The sequence below is a fragment of the Aeromonas sp. QDB68 genome (assembly GCF_027707405.1).
Classification (GTDB): domain Bacteria; phylum Pseudomonadota; class Gammaproteobacteria; order Enterobacterales; family Aeromonadaceae; genus Aeromonas; species Aeromonas caviae.
The window spans coordinates 1-16270 of the sequence record NZ_JAPCIQ010000091.1 but is presented as its reverse complement, the minus strand read 5'-3'; the positions used below and the strand labels follow the sequence as shown (position 1 = coordinate 16270).

The 16270-nt window shown below is 52.7% G+C and carries 16 protein-coding genes; 8 read left to right on the top strand and 8 right to left on the bottom strand.

Annotated elements, in window-relative coordinates:
* The first annotated feature begins 222 nt into the window (after positions 1–222).
* Positions 223–477: a hypothetical protein gene (locus PG892_RS18625; RefSeq protein WP_101618089.1), complete on the top strand. Its 255-nt coding sequence runs from the start codon at positions 223–225 to the stop codon at positions 475–477.
* A gap of 248 nt (positions 478–725) precedes the next feature.
* Here PG892_RS18625 and PG892_RS18620 read toward each other — a convergent pair whose 3' ends face one another.
* The 7 genes from PG892_RS18620 to PG892_RS18590 form a co-directional block, all read right to left on the bottom strand.
* Positions 726–1328, bottom strand: coding sequence for a cold-shock protein (locus PG892_RS18620; protein WP_270668466.1), 603 nt, complete (start codon positions 1326–1328; stop codon positions 726–728).
* A 108-nt stretch (positions 1329–1436) separates the two neighbouring features.
* Entirely contained in the window at positions 1437–2540 is a 1104-nt protein-coding gene (locus PG892_RS18615; RefSeq protein ID WP_202154972.1) for a tyrosine-type recombinase/integrase, read from the bottom strand.
* Entirely contained in the window at positions 2537–2833 is a 297-nt protein-coding gene (locus PG892_RS18610) for a hypothetical protein (RefSeq protein ID WP_270804922.1), read from the bottom strand. The genes PG892_RS18615 and PG892_RS18610 overlap by 4 nt, the downstream gene beginning before the upstream one ends.
* Before the next feature lie 234 nt (positions 2834–3067).
* Complete coding sequence (locus tag PG892_RS18605; protein WP_263686610.1) at positions 3068–3268, bottom strand: hypothetical protein; 201 nt, start codon at positions 3266–3268, stop codon at positions 3068–3070.
* Positions 3269–3426: 158 nt separating this feature from the next.
* Entirely contained in the window at positions 3427–3618 is a 192-nt protein-coding gene (locus PG892_RS18600; RefSeq protein WP_270825669.1) for a hypothetical protein, read from the bottom strand.
* Positions 3619–3689: 71 nt separating this feature from the next.
* Positions 3690–4232, bottom strand: a complete 543-nt coding sequence (locus PG892_RS18595) for a hypothetical protein (RefSeq protein ID WP_270825668.1) — start codon at positions 4230–4232, stop codon at positions 3690–3692.
* A gap of 106 nt (positions 4233–4338) precedes the next feature.
* Complete coding sequence (locus tag PG892_RS18590) at positions 4339–4926, bottom strand: hypothetical protein (RefSeq protein WP_148248187.1); 588 nt, start codon at positions 4924–4926, stop codon at positions 4339–4341.
* 403 nt (positions 4927–5329) lie between these two features.
* Between PG892_RS18590 and PG892_RS18585 the strand changes: the two genes are divergently transcribed.
* Positions 5330–6238, top strand: coding sequence for a hypothetical protein (locus PG892_RS18585; RefSeq protein ID WP_270825667.1), 909 nt, complete (start codon positions 5330–5332; stop codon positions 6236–6238).
* 428 nt (positions 6239–6666) lie between these two features.
* Here the strand turns inward: PG892_RS18585 and PG892_RS18580 are convergent, their stop codons facing one another.
* Positions 6667–7584 carry a DNA/RNA non-specific endonuclease gene (locus tag PG892_RS18580; protein WP_263685793.1) on the bottom strand — a complete coding sequence of 306 codons (918 nt, stop codon included), beginning with the start codon at positions 7582–7584 and terminating at the stop codon, positions 6667–6669.
* Positions 7585–7664: 80 nt separating this feature from the next.
* Between PG892_RS18580 and PG892_RS18575 the strand changes: the two genes are divergently transcribed.
* From PG892_RS18575 to PG892_RS18550, 6 genes are all read left to right on the top strand, one after another.
* Complete coding sequence (locus tag PG892_RS18575) at positions 7665–9410, top strand: UvrD-helicase domain-containing protein (protein ID WP_270825666.1); 1746 nt, start codon at positions 7665–7667, stop codon at positions 9408–9410.
* A 1133-nt stretch (positions 9411–10543) separates the two neighbouring features.
* The gene (locus tag PG892_RS18570) at positions 10544–10750 is read left to right on the top strand and encodes a hypothetical protein (protein WP_202154967.1); all 207 of its coding nucleotides are present in this window, start codon (positions 10544–10546) and stop codon (positions 10748–10750) included.
* A 13-nt stretch (positions 10751–10763) separates the two neighbouring features.
* Positions 10764–11861, top strand: coding sequence for a toprim domain-containing protein (locus PG892_RS18565; protein ID WP_270671107.1), 1098 nt, complete (start codon positions 10764–10766; stop codon positions 11859–11861).
* A gap of 154 nt (positions 11862–12015) precedes the next feature.
* Positions 12016–13074 carry an AAA family ATPase gene (locus PG892_RS18560; protein ID WP_270825665.1) on the top strand — a complete coding sequence of 353 codons (1059 nt, stop codon included), beginning with the start codon at positions 12016–12018 and terminating at the stop codon, positions 13072–13074.
* Positions 13075–13324: 250 nt separating this feature from the next.
* Positions 13325–14287 (top strand): DUF3150 domain-containing protein, encoded by a 963-nt coding sequence (locus tag PG892_RS18555; RefSeq protein WP_263685790.1) that lies wholly within the window; start codon positions 13325–13327, stop codon positions 14285–14287.
* Positions 14288–14347: 60 nt separating this feature from the next.
* Entirely contained in the window at positions 14348–16186 is a 1839-nt protein-coding gene (locus tag PG892_RS18550) for a vWA domain-containing protein (RefSeq protein WP_270825664.1), read from the top strand.
* Positions 16187–16270 lie beyond the last annotated feature (84 nt).

The following is a 16270-nucleotide window of genomic DNA, read 5'->3' as shown; positions in this document are numbered from 1 at the left end:
GAAAGCCTAGTCAAAGAGCTGTCACGAGAACACCGTTAGCTTAGCGTACGATTTTTTCCGAATTCTGCGGTTCCCCCAGGGAGGTATATGAGGACTTGGCCACACAGCTAAAGCGAGTTGGGCTTCCCGCCACTATCTCGGTTTAGCCTAAGCTCGGACTCACTGGTCCTGACCCTGTCGGTCAGCACCACAGACCTCTATGACTATGCAGGGAGCGATCGGGTGCAGAAACGCACCTTTACCGGGGAGCAGTTCCGAGCTCGCATTCGCCCTCGGGGAGATACGGCAGGATATAGAGGGAGGTTTGGACTTCTTCTGCTGGATCAGTACAGCCAAGACAACATCGTGGAAGCGAACAAGCAGGCGGACAGGCCCCAAAGACTCGACGCCATCGGAGCCAGGATAGAGCTGCCTATCGAGATGGCCTTTGCCCTCTATCGCCGCCCTGGGACAGCGGATGAGCTGAACCCCGCCTAATCATATTGCGATATTGATGCTTCATATTTTCGATATGATGGTCTTCTGGGAGCCAGACCGCTGTATCTGGTCGATGTCCACGGAGGAAATAATGGTAAATCTGGGGCAACGCTCACCGTGGCCCCATCATATTCACAATGTGATTCATCATATTGCTGTTTTGATTTGCTCTTTCGCGCATCGCACTGCACCGGTGACCTGCCTATCGTGTCGGGGCCCTTGTTCTCAAGGGACAACAAGGCAGGCGATCACTGGCCGAACTGCGCCTCGCAGGGTTCGCCGTCGTAATTACCATCTAGCTTGGTGTTCGGGCAGTTGTCGAGGAAGAACTGCGCCTCCTCCAAACTTTGCATCTGGCTGCAATATTGCCGACCATCGCAACGGAATCGGCTGGTTGCGACATCCACCCTGACTTCCTGCTGCTCATCCCCGCCGCTTGAGTTGGCCTGGCTCACCTGCGCGATGGGGTGCGACCCATGGCCGGACAGAAATGGCTTGGCTGCCAAGTAGCCGCCCGCCAGCAACGCCACACTCATCAGCAACGAGGTAAACCTCGGGCGTGATGAACGCGGCTTAGGACGACGCTGAGCCTGGGGCTTGCTCGGCGCTCGATGTGGATGGAGGACTCTGGGCGGCACACTGCTACCGGCCCGGCGCACCGACTCGGCTCTGGGGCGGCCATCGCGCCCGGCCCCAATCTCAAAGCTCAAGCTCTCATTGAGCCGGGGCGGCACACCATCTCGGGGGAAGGCCGAGATATGGACGAAATACTCCTTCTGATCCATGTCGCATCGCACGAACCCAAAGCCCTTGTCGCCGTTCCAGCGCACCAATGTTCCCTTAAACGCCATGTCTGCAATCCTTCTTATCGGCACCCATTGTGGTGCCTCTGTGTTGTTGGCTTCGGCCTTCTTTCGTCCGTATTGTCATTGTCCTTGCGGTACATCCACGCCGTTCTACTAGCTCCGGTTGGCACGACGCTTGGCCATCGCGCCTTCCTCAGCAAAGATGCTTCGGCAATATTTCATCACCATCACTTCACTTTTCCAACGACCGGACATCATGATCTTCAAGGCATTTTCACCGGATGCAGCGAGGTCTTGCGCGGCCCCAACCCGGCATGAGTGAGCAGTAAATGGCGGGATACCCAACTCCTCCACTGCTAGCACGGTCGAGGCACGGGTGAAGATCCGTAGAACAGTGGAGTAGCCCAGGTGCCTCACCCTTTTGACTGAACAGCCTTCTGGGTTGATGCCAGCAAACAGCGGATCATCGAGCTTGGTATCGAACACCCGCCCCGCCAGGCTGAAATACTCGCGGATCAACCGCATGGCTTGCCGGGAAAGGATGGTTACGTCAGGATCGCCCGATACATTGGTTTTGGTTAGCGGGATGGTGAGCACCGCGCTGCCATCGGGCTTCATCGTCAGGTGGTTGAGCTTGACCCGAGCCACCTCCGCCGCCCGCAGAAGGGTCTCGTAAGCCAGGGTCAGCAAGGCCAGATCCCGCCGGTCGGCCAGAACCGGGCTGTTTCCCCACATCCTGTCGAGTTCGTCCAGATGGTATTCGCGCAGCGGGGTAGCCTGCTTAATGGTTTCGCCATTGAGCACCTTGTCGCGGGTATAATCACCCAGCATGTTCCGTATCGTGCGGTCAGCGGTCGGATCGGGGCATCCGCACTCCTGGTGAATGCGGGAGATGGCCCAGCGGTCCATGCCGAGTGTGTTCCTGTGTTTGTCCAGGGCTCGCTGTGAGAGATAACGCTTTACCGTCTCCAGTTCCGCTGGGAGTGAGGTCAGCTCCTTTTCACGACACCACGCCTCGAACTGGAACCACATGCAGCGGAGTTGCCGGGCGGTGCGGGTGGCGCGGTTTTCCAGATGGCTGATAAACTCGCGCATGAAGCGACTTATCGTGATCTGGACGTTGGGATCCTGCTCCAGCCGGACCCCACGCAACCACCCTTGGCGCATCAGGGTACTCAGATCGTCGGGCCGCATCTGGTCCCAAGCCAGTTGCAGCGGGCCCCCCGAGCTGTTATCAGTCAGAACCAACTCGTTCATACCGACTCCTGCTGTGCGTAGTAGAGCGAGCGAAAATACTGCTGCTGGCTGGGGGGGCAGGCGCGAAAGCTGGCGAACCGGCCACCCTTGACCACCAACTCATCAAATCTGCCGTCGCTATCGCGGTAATAGACCCGGCGCAAACCGATCCCACCGTTCAGGTGGAGTTGCAACCAGGTGACCACCTCATCGGCCTGATTGGTCACCGAGGCTAACCCGGTCTCATTCCGGTCTATCAGCACGATCATGGTGTCACTGATCTCGTAGGTATCGAACCCGCAGCGTAAACTCATAGATTAGTCCTCATTTAGCCCCTATATTTCATATGACATATAACCTTCATTATACACCATATGAAACGGTCTATAAAAGGGTATCATTCACAAACACCCTTAGCGTATCAATCTTTAGATTACTGGTCGTACCGCCAAGACACTGATGGCGTCTTGAGAAGTAAGAACCAGCAAAGGCCGCACAATGTCAGATGGCATACATTGGCTGCTCTGGTTTGAACCCAAAAAGGGGCGCTAAAAAAGCGACCAGGCTGGGCTGTCGTCAAGTTCGATCCGCTCCACCAGTTCAAGTTGCCCGTGGTAAGTGTGGCCATCGTCATCGTCCAGCACTTTACAGATCCCGGCGTCTTCATCGACAGAGATCACCACACCTTCTCCGTAGTCAACCCGGTCTATCGGGTACCAAACCCGCTGGCCAATCCAATCCTCTTTCATGTGCTTCTCCTCATCATCCTGACACAATCCATCAAACTGCAAATCTGAACAATCATATCGCCAATTTGATTGGCTCAACTTGGCGGCCATTCTTCTATTTAATACCGGCACCTTTATCCATGGTCATAACTCATCTTTCGACATTCGTGCCGTTGGCGCTATAGGGTAACGGTATAACCTTGGCCAATGACCTGCCCCGCATCCGTCATGCGTTCCTCTAAACGATGTGGCGCAAATTTATTCATTTCGCCGGTAATAAGGTCTTGGAAGCGGATCTCATACTCGCCTGGTGTAAGCTGTTTAGCAGTGAATGAGCCTAATGCTGGAATGTGATCCCCTTGCCAACGCATAGATTCACCGCATGAGCCGTGGGGGACTAGGCTGCCAGGACTGCAACGGCAATTACGCTATGTTGATCATCTTATTCATCACAGCCATCCCCCCTCGGCATGACTGCGGAATGCCCGCTGGCGGCAGCGTTAAACCGGGCATAGGCTTTGAATCGCTCTTCCGTGTTGACTGTATATTTTTCCACCTCCCCTGACTTTTTGTTGGCATCTGAGCCATACCGTGAGTAGATGCACCATATAGAAGCGGCAGAATTTCTCATACCATCGAGGACAGCTGTGGTATCCGTCGTATCCAGCAGCAGCAGGTTCCTGAGCACCCTGTAACCCTGTCTCAATGCCTTTTTCTGGGGTTCAGTATCTGGTAGTGAGTTGATGTAGGCGTCCAGGTCATCACGTACACCATTACCATCCACATCCGTACCTGCTACGTCTGCATCGCGGTTTAACTTTGGCGCGGTGCCATCGGCATCCATTTTCAATAATGCCTCTCGCACACTGCTTGGGGCCGCCGAGGGCGTTATGCCTGAATCTTGCCCTGTGTCGCCATCTCCACCACCACAGGCGTAAAGGCCCGCCATTGAGAGCACCAGTAGTGCCGCTCTGGTCAACATCATCCTGACACACTCCATCAAACTGCAAATCTGAACAATCATATCGCCAATTTGATTGGCTCAACTTGGCGGCCATTCTTCTATTTAATACCGGCACCTTTATCCATGGTCAGAACTCATCTTTCGACATTCGTGCCGTTGGCGCATTTCCGTTAATTACGCCATATAGGGTAACGGTATAACCTTGGCCAATGACCTGCCCCGCATCCGTCATGCGTTCCTCTAAACGATGTGGCGCAAATTTATTCATTTCGCCGGTAATAAGGTCTTGGAAGCGGATCTCATACTCGCCTGGGGTAAGCTGTTTAGCAGTGAATGAGCCAAATGCTGGAATATAAAATTGACGGACAGGGAAATTACCCTGCACGGTATGGACAACCACCCTCACAAATACATCGTGTTCTTTTCGGCTATTATCAATAGTGATTGATGACAGCCCTCCGACATTAAGAATTTCGAAGCCTTGAATATATGCAGCTGTAGTTGGCCATGGAAAGCCACTCGGAGCCGTGGACGGTCTATTATAATTATTTAATAACTTGTCAAAGTACCCATTAAATGAAAATGACCCGTTCATAAGTTTTATTTGCGTGTCGGGCTGGCGCATTACTGATGGAAAGCTAAAAATCTCGCTGACCATCCAAACAATAACAACAAAGATAATGGCTTTGCCATAAGTGGAGGTTTTTCTCATCATATTCCACTCCCTCTTCTCCAGCTGCACGAACGCTTGCAGCCGATGAGCTTTGCCACGATGACCGGACATCACTCCCCGCCTGGCACATTTTCCTTCGTGGACTTCTACAGCATCCCACTGAGGTTGTACTGCTGGCCAATGATCGGCTGATGGCCTGGGTTAAAGAATACATCAATATATCCCCAGAGAATAGATGAAACCGTTTTTTAAACGTCAAAAAATGCGCTACTTTATGTCCATCGTCAACACTGAGAGGCTACGAATCATGAATCTCCATCAGGGACAACGAGCTGTTACCCTCTGTTGTTTGCTCGCTGCTGGTACGGCAGCTGCCGAGACGGTCACGGTGGAAGCGGTAACCGATGTGCGACCAGGTGAGACACAAGAGCAGATCGTTGCTCGCATGACCCCTCAATTGCAGGACATGGCGCTCAAGCAGCAGCGCGGCACCATCGCCCGGGTGACCAGCTTCAAGGGTGATAAACAGACTCAGGAGTTGCAGCTGGTTCAGGCCGGGATCGTGGGTAGCAAGGTGGTGGCTGCCTATGCCGTCGGCACCGATCAAATGCGCGTCGCCATGGCCTTCGATCTGGATAACAAGACCGGGCAGGAATTTGGCAAGCTGACCGCCGAGAACGCGACAATGAAAGCCCACCTGGGGGAGCTGGCCGACGCTGCGAACACCAATCCGGTAAGCAACACCGCCCTGTCCGATGCCGCTGCGGCCAAGTACGCTGCCTTGCAGGCAATGGCTGGCAACACTGCCACCATTCGCAGTGGACTAGCCACCACCGAACTGGGGAGCAAACTGGCGCTCGCAGCTGGTCCAGAGTGTCACAAGCGGTACGATGTCAGCCAGGTGTCGGACATCAAGATAGAACCAGGCCTTCAAGAGACGGTGAGTGTCAGCGCCACCGTCAAGATCGTCGGCCTTGTCGATGACTGCGAGGTGAAGAGCTTCAAGCTGGGGGCCTGGGTCGGCAAGACCCGGACTATGAGTAGCGTCAACTTCCGTAAGACCTCTCATATGGCCCCGACGATGTCTGACACCAACCGTCTCATGCCGCGTGAGTTCGGCCTTACCGGGGTGACCATCTACGACATACCGTTCTGTAACCAGGATAACGACAGCGTCCGCTGCCTCAAAACCGATACCACGGCACGTAGTTCCGAGTTGAGTTGGAGCCACCGGATCAGCCAGATTGAGGCAGACGGCAGCGGTGTGACCCTGACCTACCGGATTGATGGTATCCCCAACAGTCAGTTGGCAGACAACGACGAGGTGGTGTTCAAGGTGATCCCGAACACCTGATAACCGCAGAGATAAAAAGGAGCCTAAATCACAGGCTCCTCTTTTTACCATCAACCTCCAGCCCGCGTAGCCGCCGGATCAGCCTAAATCGGCGGTGCTTCCAATGTACCGCCCTTGAGGCCCCCGCCGCCGCGCCACAGGTGCCCATCGTTAGCCACATGAAAGGACTGTAGCCACTGAGGATCACCCCGCCACCCAGCCCCATCAACCCGCCGATCAGGGTGGAGCGAACCACATCTCGCACCACAAAGTTCACTCGACGCATTCAAGTCACCTAACAATCCATTGCCTAAGCATGATCGTTGGCCATAAATGAGACTGGCTGCAAGTGAAATTTACACAGATGCAACAACAAATGGCTCCGCGTGGGGAGCCCTCGACTTAAAGGCGGGTTCTGGGGGCGATCAGCTATGGGATCAGCGGGTAACTCAGTAGGCGACCTCCCGCGAAAACGGCTTGGGCAACGCCTTGTAGGCCCTCACATCATCGGGAAGCGTTGGGAATACATCAATGCCCGACAGCCGAGTGAACTCGTCGACACTCAGCACAGAATACGTCTCATCGTCGCCGTTACCGACAACGTAGACCCCAACCATCCCGGCCTGTGGACTGTACACCGCCTTGTAGAGATTTGATGGGATCGCAATGCTGGTATTGCTGAGATACCGGGGTGCGCCGAGGTAGAGCGGTCCTGTCACCACATGGGTAGTGCTCTTGTGTGCAATGTGCCGCACCGCCCGCTCGATGTCAGCGAATACGCCTCTGTTAACTTTTGGGGACTGCGGGACGACATTCGATAGCAGGAACGACTCATCCTGTGCAGCCTTGCTGCCAAAGTCAGCTGCGGCGGCGAGGTGGCCACGGTCCCACCCAGATTGGGAGAAGCTGTACGAGGTCGCCCGCACTTCAACCGGCAAACGGTAATCCTCACCAAACTCAACGTGTGATCGCGTGATCTGATCGGCCCCCTTCATCTGCGCGGGCGTCAACCGCTCCACCGCATAGAGAGGCGACATAGTTACTTCTGAAACAAGAACGGCATACTCCCGATTGCACAACTCGAAGAAGCGCCCAGATACAGGCCCTAGAATCTGGGGCTCGCGCTTTGTCAAATAGAGCTCCGGGCACTCGGTAGCAAGGGGGGACAGAGAGACGGCGGACAACAGCAGCGGGCCAAGCACCCGGAGAATACGGCTCAGACGCCGCGTAGTGGGCTGGCCGCACACGCTACAGGTGTCATCTTCACCGGCTTCCACAATCCCATAGCAGCACTTACAGAACCGCTCATTAGCCCGAGGCTGGCACTGGTTCTTTGCGCCTGTAGCCACGTTATTTAAGTCCGCCATTGCCACCGCCGTAAAATGCCTGTATTTGTCCTGTCATACTACATTAATATGATTCACTGGAACAACCAAGGGACACCTAAATGTTATCAGCAGAGCAAATGCAGATCGCCAATGCCGTCATGACCCGTAGCGGAAACAACCTCGCCGTCGCGCTACCAGGATCGGGCAAGTCGACCACCTGCATCGCGGCGATTGTCGATCTATTGAAGGCAGACCGTAAGGCCAGACCATGGATGGTGACCTTCACCAAGGCCGCTGCGGTCAGCATCAGCAGCAAACTCAAGCTGCTGCTGAGCAAGAAGGATTTCGATCGGGTCGGCGTCTCGACCTTCCACGCAATCATCGGCGAGCAGTACCGGCAGTTGCCCAACGCCAAAAAACTCCTCCTTGGCCCAAAACAAAACATCACCATTACGAACTCCATGATGGACGATGGGTTCTTTGGTGATTTTCAAGAAGCCAAGCAGACCATCGACCGAGAAACCCGCAACCTCGTATTGAGCTCGCTCTCATCCATTACCCGCGCCTACATGAGCAGGTGCGAGAGACAAAATGACACTGACTACAACATCGCTTGCCGGGAGGTGGTGCTGGGGTTACGTGCTGACAAGGTTCGCCGCCTGAACGTTACCCATATGATCGTCGATGAGTTCCAGGATACCGATGAGGTGCAACTGGCGTGGCTGTGGGAGCACGCTGCACACGGGATCAAGGTGACCGCCGTCGGCGATGACGATCAGAGCATCTACTCGTTCCGGGGCGGCCTCGGCTTCAAGATCATGAGCATGTACACCGAGCAGTTCGCGGCGCAGACCTACTACCTCTCGACCTGCTATCGCTGCGGCACCATGATCCTCAAAGCGGCGGGGCGCACGATCAGCGCCAATACTGGCCGCATTGCTAAGGCGATGAACGCCGCTGCCAAACACCCGGGCCAGATCTCCATTGTCACTGCACCTGACAGTGAGATCTCCTTCCAGGCCGTTAGCAACTCCATCATGAAGCACGAGGGGAGCTGGGCGGTACTGAGCCGAAATGGGCTGTACCTGGATGTCATGGAGCTCAAGCTGCGAGAGGAGAACATCACCTGCAAGCGCATTGGCGGACAGTCAATTTGGGAAGAGTCTGCGGCGGACAGCATGTTGCGACTGTTCAAGATGGCACTCCATGGCCGCACGGATCAGAACTCGCACTATGCGTTATCCTACATGTTCCAGATGGACCACGACGAGGTCGATGCGTTCACGGACATAGGCCGGTTAAGCCTGGCTGAGGCAACGCTTAACCTGCAACCCGGGCTCATCAAGAACGCATTGCTGATGGTACTGGCGGCTCACGGCGACACGGATGACCTCGCCAAAATGAACAAGTATTGCCGAGACATCAAGGACACCCTGAAAAAGCTCCCGTTCGAAAAGGGCGACTTTAAGACCTGCGAGACCGTCATTGGGTTCGTGCTCGCTGCAACCGGTAGTTGGCACACCAGGCTGCACTATTTCGTCGACAAGCTCGATGCCATCAAGCAGAAGACCGAGCTGACCCTGGAGCCCACTGTCGTGACGCTGGCCACCCTGCATGGCGCAAAGGGATTGGAATGGGACAACGTCGCGATCATCGGCTGCAACGACGGGGTGCTGCCTTCCAACAAGTCCGATACCCCTGAGACGATAGAGGAGGAACGCCGCCTGATGTATGTCGGGATGACCCGCGCCATTCACCGGCTGGAGCTTCATTCCCACGCCAAACCCTGCATCTACCTGAACGAGCTGGTGCTGGATCAAGCCTTGACGATCACACAGATCGCCCTCAAACCTGGCGATGTATAGAATGTATGGATGTTACTTGACAGGATAGGTATACGCCCTTACTGTGGAGTCAACCCCTAGTCGGGTCCAAAAAAAACCAGCGTCACGCCGGTAGAAAGACACCAAGAGTTCCTTCGTGGACTCCAGAACAAAGTAAGCACCAGCCCTCCGGGGCTGGCCAAGGTAAAAACGCAGTCGCTCATCCAGCCACACTGCCAAGTCTGCTACACGTACCTGTCTTTATGCGCTTTGCGCTTTCGAATCACCCCACGACCATGGATGTCCACAAGGGACACGTTGGTACCTGGGGTGGTTTGCTATTCCTGCATTTCTCCATTCACAGCCAGCAACGCCGCCACAATCGAGTGGCTGACAGGCAACCGCGTTCCACACCGAGCGGCCTTTCAGCATGACTCATCCAGTGCGCGTTACATATGGTTCGGAGCAGCTTCAAGCATTCTCAACAGAGTTCTTGGAACTGTACCGTCGGCGTGACCCTGGAAGGAAATATGTTTGTCCTGAAATACCTGGTCACCTACGTCACCGCTGCTTGGGTCATCTCCACCATAGCGGTCGGACTCATCAGGTACTTACTCAACTGATGTTATCAAGGCCGTCACAAGCGGCAAACTGAACTTGGTTAATGATTACCCCAACTGAGAAATCCCTTCTCCTATTGCACAAAATGCTTTAGCTGAACATTTCTCGCCAGTCGAGCTCAACTGGATAATCTCGGGCGCACTGAAACTCACGGGTGGATGTGGACGGTCGAAATCTAAAGATGGAGACCTTGCAATACAGTGTTATGCGACTGCAACACGCATCTGCGCATTTATGCGTTTAACGACCCAGTACACCTTGCAGGCATTTCTTACTTTATAGACTAATACCTTGTAGGCGTTTCTTACTTTATAGACCAATACCTTGTAGGCGTTTCTTACTTTATAGACTAATACCTTGTAGGCGTTTCTTACTTTATAGACCAATACCTTGTAGGCGTTTCTTACTTTTTTCTTACTTTATAGACTAATACCTTGTAGGCGTTTCTTACTTTATAGACCAATACCTTGTAGGCGTTTCTTACTTTATAGACCAATACCTTGTAGGCGTTTCTTACTTTATAGACCACTTCCCTCTGGGACGGAGATATTACCATGTTCAATTCTATCAAGAATATTAGCGTCAGCTTTTTTACCACCATCGTTTTTAGTTTTGTGTGTGTAATGCAGTCTCTCTTTGCTTTCAGCACGGGTAAGAAACACAAGCGTTATATCCGCATTTCAAAAACACCAGCCGTCATCAATCTCTACGATGAGGGCTTTATGGATACCCCAGCATTCTTACGTTTGCAGGATAAATAACAAGGAGGTTTGTATGTCTATCATTAAACAAGCACTTGACACTGTCAGTGCTCACGGTGGATGGGGTTCAGTATTTCAGCACTATCCTTCCGTAATGGTCGCAGCAAATCGAACCTTGTCGCAAGTGCCATGCCCCTTCACAGGTAATGGTAAAACGAAGTTTCGACTCTATAAGGATTGGGAGCAAACAGGAGCAGGTTATCACAACGATTTCGGACGCATCGCGACCGGTATCGACATGATAATGAAGCTTGAACCTGAATGCGGTAACAATCCTGGTAAAGCTGCAAAGCTGATCGTCAAGTTACTTGGTGGTTCAGCTGTTGCTACGTCGACTCCCAAGTGTGCAGTTACCCGCTGTGTACCGAAGATCGATGAACACGAGTTGAAGAGAATGAAAGGCACCCTCGACGCCCTGCTTAATCGCAGCGTTCCCAGTGCCAGACATCAACTCTACAAGTCGTATTGTGAAAGTCGTGGTATCCCTGCGTTTGCATGTAGTGATTTACGCATTGCAACCGGAGTATTTCACCGCGACGCGAATGATGTAGTAACACACAAAAATGCACTGCTTGGCATCATGAGAAAACCTAACGGCGAAATCATGACGGTGCATCGGATTTACCTCGATGAAAATGGACACGGGATCAAGGGCAAAAATCGCAAGATGATGCTCCCTCCCCCTGCCCAGAAAGGTGAAGTCAATGGCTGCGCCATCCGACTCTCACCGACCAAAAATGGTCCTCGCGGTAACATCTTGGCACTCACAGAGGGTATTGAAACTGGTTTAGCTGTCATGGCCGGTTCGAAACTTCCTGTCTGGGCCTGTTACTCCTCAGCACTCTTAGAGTCTGTGATTATCCCCGACGAAGTTGAGAAGGTGATTATTTTTGCCGACAACGACTACAACGGAGGACAAGGACTGACCTCAGCAGAAGTATTAGCCACCCGGTTAAGAGCTGCTGGCAAATGTGTACGCATCTTGGTGCCTATCGAACCTAACGGTTTAGAGAATATCACCAAGAAAGGAGTGGATTGGCTGGACGTATACAACCATTCACTCGCTGAGTTCAAACATCAGGTACGTGAGTGCTTGAAGCTAGACCTCTAATCCTTGGGACTGATTGCTTATTCTGCCCTGGTAGAACAACTTTCAGTCACCCCAAGCCGTAATGTCCCTTCTGGACAATATCAATATTGTTTACCCACCATGAATCCATCTGGATTAATTAATAAATCAAGTCCATCAGGACAAGGAGATTTTTATGAACACTAACAACGCATCTGTAGTAAGCATTAATAACGGAAACGGCCTGCCTGTTTTCAAATCCGAGTCTGCCAGTGTACTGCTCCAGGAATTGGGAATGCCCAATCTGGTCACTCACTGTGTCGATGCTTGGAAATATCAACGCCTTGTGCCTGATGTTCCCAACGGATACCTGGTACCTGTCCGTGAAGCACGCAAGTGCATGTTGTGGGCCTCCTCTCCAACCATGAAGCAAAGTTTGCTTCTTAGAGGGGAGACTGGAACGGGCAAAACTGAGTTCGTAATGTTCTTGGCTGCTCGTTTGAACATTCCGCTCGCAAGAGTTGAGTGTCACGCCAGTATGTTACCGGAAGTTGTTGATGGCGGCGTGAAGTTGATACCCAATCCGCAAGGTGAAGGTGTTATCACCCGTTATGTGTTGAGTGATGTCATGCGCCTCTACCGTGATGGTGGCTGGATCCTGTTGGATGAAGTGGACAAAGTAAGCGACGAATTATCCGCCCGTTTGCACGCTATCACCGATGGAAAACCAGTCACTATTCCCGAGACCGGCGAAGTGATTTACAAGCACCCCAACACCAAAGTATTTGGAACATCAAATACGATTGGCGATGGCACCAGTGTTCGGTATTTGTCCTCCCGTCCCCTTGACGCTGCTTTCAGAGCACGTTGGGCTGGCATGGAGATCAAGTATTTGACCGCTGGTGAAGAAATGAAAATGCTTGAAGCAGCTTATCCGCAGCTCAGTAAGAACTTCCTGACCACTATGGTCCAGGTTGCTAACGAGCTCCGCGACGCCGCTTTAGGTCCGAACCGCGACGGTGATATAGACAGACCGATGGATAGCATTTATTCGATGCGTACCCAGCGGAACCTGTTAGACGCAGCAATCACTTTCGGAGCCAACACTCCGTTTATTGAAGCTGTGAATTTCGCCTACCGCGATATGTTATCTAACCCGGACAAGGAAGTTTTCGATGCGATCAGTCAGCGCATCCTTGGAAACGACCTCACCCAAAGTCAGATAACAACCAAAGAACTCAACAAGAGTCTTTGAAAATGAATATGCCCTCCATCCCTGGAGAGCATCTTTCAAAATAACTGCCCAACTCGGTCAGTTATTCAGTAATCAATATGCGACCATCCTGGTAAGCATATTTAAATAACTGACCATTCCGGCCAGTTAAATCCTCCCAGACGCGCATCTACACCACACCAGTCAGCAATGGCTTGTGCGATGAGTTGCGCCCTGTGGATACGAACCCAGCCCTCGGGCACAAATCGCCAATGGCGAAAAGGAAACTGCTATGTCAAACGAAATGGAAGTTCTGGTGAAATCTGGTTTTGCATTGGTTCAGTCCCCGGTCAAACGTGGAAATGATGGCAAAAAGACCCTCAAAGGGGCTCATGCTGTTCTGAACGGTGAGAATCTTAGCGGTGCCGCAATTAACGCTGGTACTGTCGAATGGTTCCCGAAGTCTCCATTGAAATTCAGGTCTGCAAGCTACCATGCAATCGACAGGCTCATTCAGAGCTACGGCGTTGCTTGGGGTGCTGGCACGCTTGTCCCGCTTGATAAATTAGACCAGCTGCTTGCTGAGTTCGAAATTGAAAAGCAAAAGTTCTTCATGAACGTTGATCTGTTAATGCCGAACTATGACCTCTTAATTGAGGCCCATAAGTCGCAACAGCCTGACCCAGTGAAGAAGGTAATTGATGCTGTGCGGTTAGATTGGCAAAGCTTTAGGGCTAGCTTCTCTATCTTTTTACCCACTCCGAGCAAATTCATGCCGCTGACCGACGATCTCAATGGCACCGCCAAAGAGATTATTGACGCAGCAATGCAGGAAATTTGTGAAGAGGCAGCAGCAATAAAGGACAAAATTCTTGGTAAGCAACAGGTGGATCCAAAGTCCATCAAGCCTATCAAGAGACTCGCGGATAAGTGCAAGGATTTCTCGATCCTTCACCCCGCGCTGGAGTCCTTCTCTGACCAGTTCGATGCCCTGGCATCTACGCTGGTTGCCCCGATCGTTGGAGATAAACAGGTTGCGCTCGTCGCATATCTGTCGGTCCTCAGCGACCCCAACGCCGTCGAAACCTGGATGAACAACAACCAGGTTGAGATGAACGACAGTGCTCTCAACAGCATTTTCGGTTTCAACAACCCCTCCGTCGCTTCGCCTTCTGTGCTGCCTGTGTTTACACCGGCTCCTGCACAGCAAGCGAATGCGAACGCAGTTGTTGATTGGGAATCCTTCGGGATTTAAGCCGTTTGGCATGGACAACCCTCCCTTTCCGGGAGGGTTTAATTTTTTAAGGGATTTACTATGAAGAAAAAATTGAACTTGGGTGTACTCAGTACACTTGGCTCCACCATTGGTGGCGCAAATACCAAAGTTGTGATCGGGAACTCTACCTACTGCACCAAACGGGGCAGTTCTTGGTGGATGTCTGTCGCGCTTAATCAGTACATGACTGAGCGTGATCTCAACCTGGTTCATGGTTACATCGACCACGAATCCGGTCATATCCGTTTCACAGAATGGTCCGCCATTGCAGATAGTTTTGCCAAGGGTGAGAGCGTCCGTCACATGACCAATGTGCTGGAAGACATCCGTATCGAAGGCCTCATCGGCAAGCGGTACAAGGGTTCAGCTATGAACCTTCACCGGATGGTATCAACGCTGTGTGAGGATGAGTCTTTCTGGTCCATCCCTACTCAGGGAATGGGTCTGAATAGCCTCGTTAACAGTTTCTTCCTCTTCGGAGGCAGATACCACCTGCTCAGCCAAGTTGCCATGAAGGAACGCGCCGATCTGGCGTTTAGCATCCTGAAATCCCGTGTTTCAAAGGAGCTGTACTTCAAATTTGGTGAATGTTTCCTTCAATTATCCAATCTCACCAGCACAGCAGGGGCCCTCAAGCTCGCTATCGAGGTGTTGGCGTTGATTGATGAAGCGAAGGAAGAGCAGCAGCAGCAGCAGCAGCAGCAGCAGCAGCAGCAGAATGATGATGAAGAGGGCGAGAGTGACGGTCAAGACAGTGGCAACACTGACGACACCGATGACACCGATGACACCGACAGTGACGCAGGCAATGCTGGCGACACTGACGGCGAAGATGGGGACGACGAAGCTGACGGCCAAGCTGGGGGTAACTCCGGTGGCGACGACAGCGACGAAGATGGTGATGAGAGTAGCGACCAATCCAACCAGGCAGGTGAAAACCAGTCTGATGTTGATGGTGGCAACGCTCAAGATCAGCAAACCCAAGGTGGCGGGCAAAGCTCCAATTCACGTTCCGAGTACGACCCGGAGCGCGACTGGATGTGGTTCGATGAAAATGGCGAAGAAGTGATCCCGAAGGATATTTGCGACGGGATTGCCGAAGCCATCGACAATCGTTTCAATGCCACGTTTGACCCCACCGAAGGCGACCCCTTCCAAGAGTCGATGACCATGAAGCGCGACATCGCTCGCTTTGCATGTCTGTACGAAGTAGATAACAAAGCCGTCCAGGCTGCCCAAACATCACTTAAAAAATGGTGTTTGAGTCATAGCAACCGCAAAACGACCCCTCGCACTGCTGGAGGCAAGTTGAACGGTCGTCGTCTGGCTCGTCTGCCCGCAGGTAACCTGAGAGTGTTTGAGCACACCCTGAGCACACGGACACCGTCCGCTGCTGTTCAGATCATGCTTGATACCTCTGGCTCCATGTACCCCACCACGCACTACGGTGCCGGTACTGCTTGCGCGTCACTGGTCAAGGCCCTCCAAGGCCTCAAGGACTTCTCTGTGTCTGTCATTCAGTTCAACGATGATTGCACACTGGTCCATGACTGGGAGACGAAAGGCGTGCTGGGTAACCTCGCAATGCCTTGCGGTGGTACTGAAACTGGACCGGCGTGCTATGCCGCGATGGGGAATCTTGCCAACAGAAAGGAGGACACCAAGCTGGTGTTTATTCTGACTGACGGTGACGGTGACCTGAGGCAGGTAATACCCAAAGCAAAAGAGTACGGCATCAAAGTCTGTGCTGTTCGCTTTGGTGGCGGGGCAATAGAACTGATTGGCCTCGAACCCGAACTGCAACCGTATTGCGAAGATATGAACCGTCTCCCTGAGATGTTCACTTCTGTTCTGCAAACGGTCATGGATCGGTCGTAGTCTCGATGGTGCATATTCCGGCCGATCATGAACACCAATTCCGATTCAACGTGAACACCATTTCCGGACCAATGTGAACGCTCA

Bases quoted from the DNA above. Each gene is read 5' to 3' on its own strand.
- PG892_RS18620 (WP_270668466.1), bottom strand. From the start codon at position 1,328: ATGGCGTTTAAGGGAACATTGGTGCGCTGGAACGGCGACAAGGGCTTT.
- PG892_RS18615 (WP_202154972.1), bottom strand. From the start codon at position 2,540: ATGAACGAGTTGGTTCTGACTGATAACAGCTCGGGGGGCCCGCTGCAA.
- PG892_RS18610 (WP_270804922.1), bottom strand. From the start codon at position 2,833: ATGAGTTTACGCTGCGGGTTCGATACCTACGAGATCAGTGACACCATG.
- PG892_RS18605 (WP_263686610.1), bottom strand. From the start codon at position 3,268: ATGAAAGAGGATTGGATTGGCCAGCGGGTTTGGTACCCGATAGACCGG.
- PG892_RS18600 (WP_270825669.1), bottom strand. From the start codon at position 3,618: ATGCGTTGGCAAGGGGATCACATTCCAGCATTAGGCTCATTCACTGCT.
- PG892_RS18595 (WP_270825668.1), bottom strand. From the start codon at position 4,232: ATGATGTTGACCAGAGCGGCACTACTGGTGCTCTCAATGGCGGGCCTT.
- PG892_RS18590 (WP_148248187.1), bottom strand. From the start codon at position 4,926: ATGATGAGAAAAACCTCCACTTATGGCAAAGCCATTATCTTTGTTGTT.
- PG892_RS18585 (WP_270825667.1), top strand. From the start codon at position 5,330: ATGACCCCTCAATTGCAGGACATGGCGCTCAAGCAGCAGCGCGGCACC.
- PG892_RS18580 (WP_263685793.1), bottom strand. From the start codon at position 7,584: ATGGCGGACTTAAATAACGTGGCTACAGGCGCAAAGAACCAGTGCCAG.
- PG892_RS18575 (WP_270825666.1), top strand. From the start codon at position 7,665: ATGTTATCAGCAGAGCAAATGCAGATCGCCAATGCCGTCATGACCCGT.
- PG892_RS18570 (WP_202154967.1), top strand. From the start codon at position 10,544: ATGTTCAATTCTATCAAGAATATTAGCGTCAGCTTTTTTACCACCATC.
- PG892_RS18565 (WP_270671107.1), top strand. From the start codon at position 10,764: ATGTCTATCATTAAACAAGCACTTGACACTGTCAGTGCTCACGGTGGA.
- PG892_RS18560 (WP_270825665.1), top strand. From the start codon at position 12,016: ATGAACACTAACAACGCATCTGTAGTAAGCATTAATAACGGAAACGGC.
- PG892_RS18555 (WP_263685790.1), top strand. From the start codon at position 13,325: ATGTCAAACGAAATGGAAGTTCTGGTGAAATCTGGTTTTGCATTGGTT.
- PG892_RS18550 (WP_270825664.1), top strand. From the start codon at position 14,348: ATGAAGAAAAAATTGAACTTGGGTGTACTCAGTACACTTGGCTCCACC.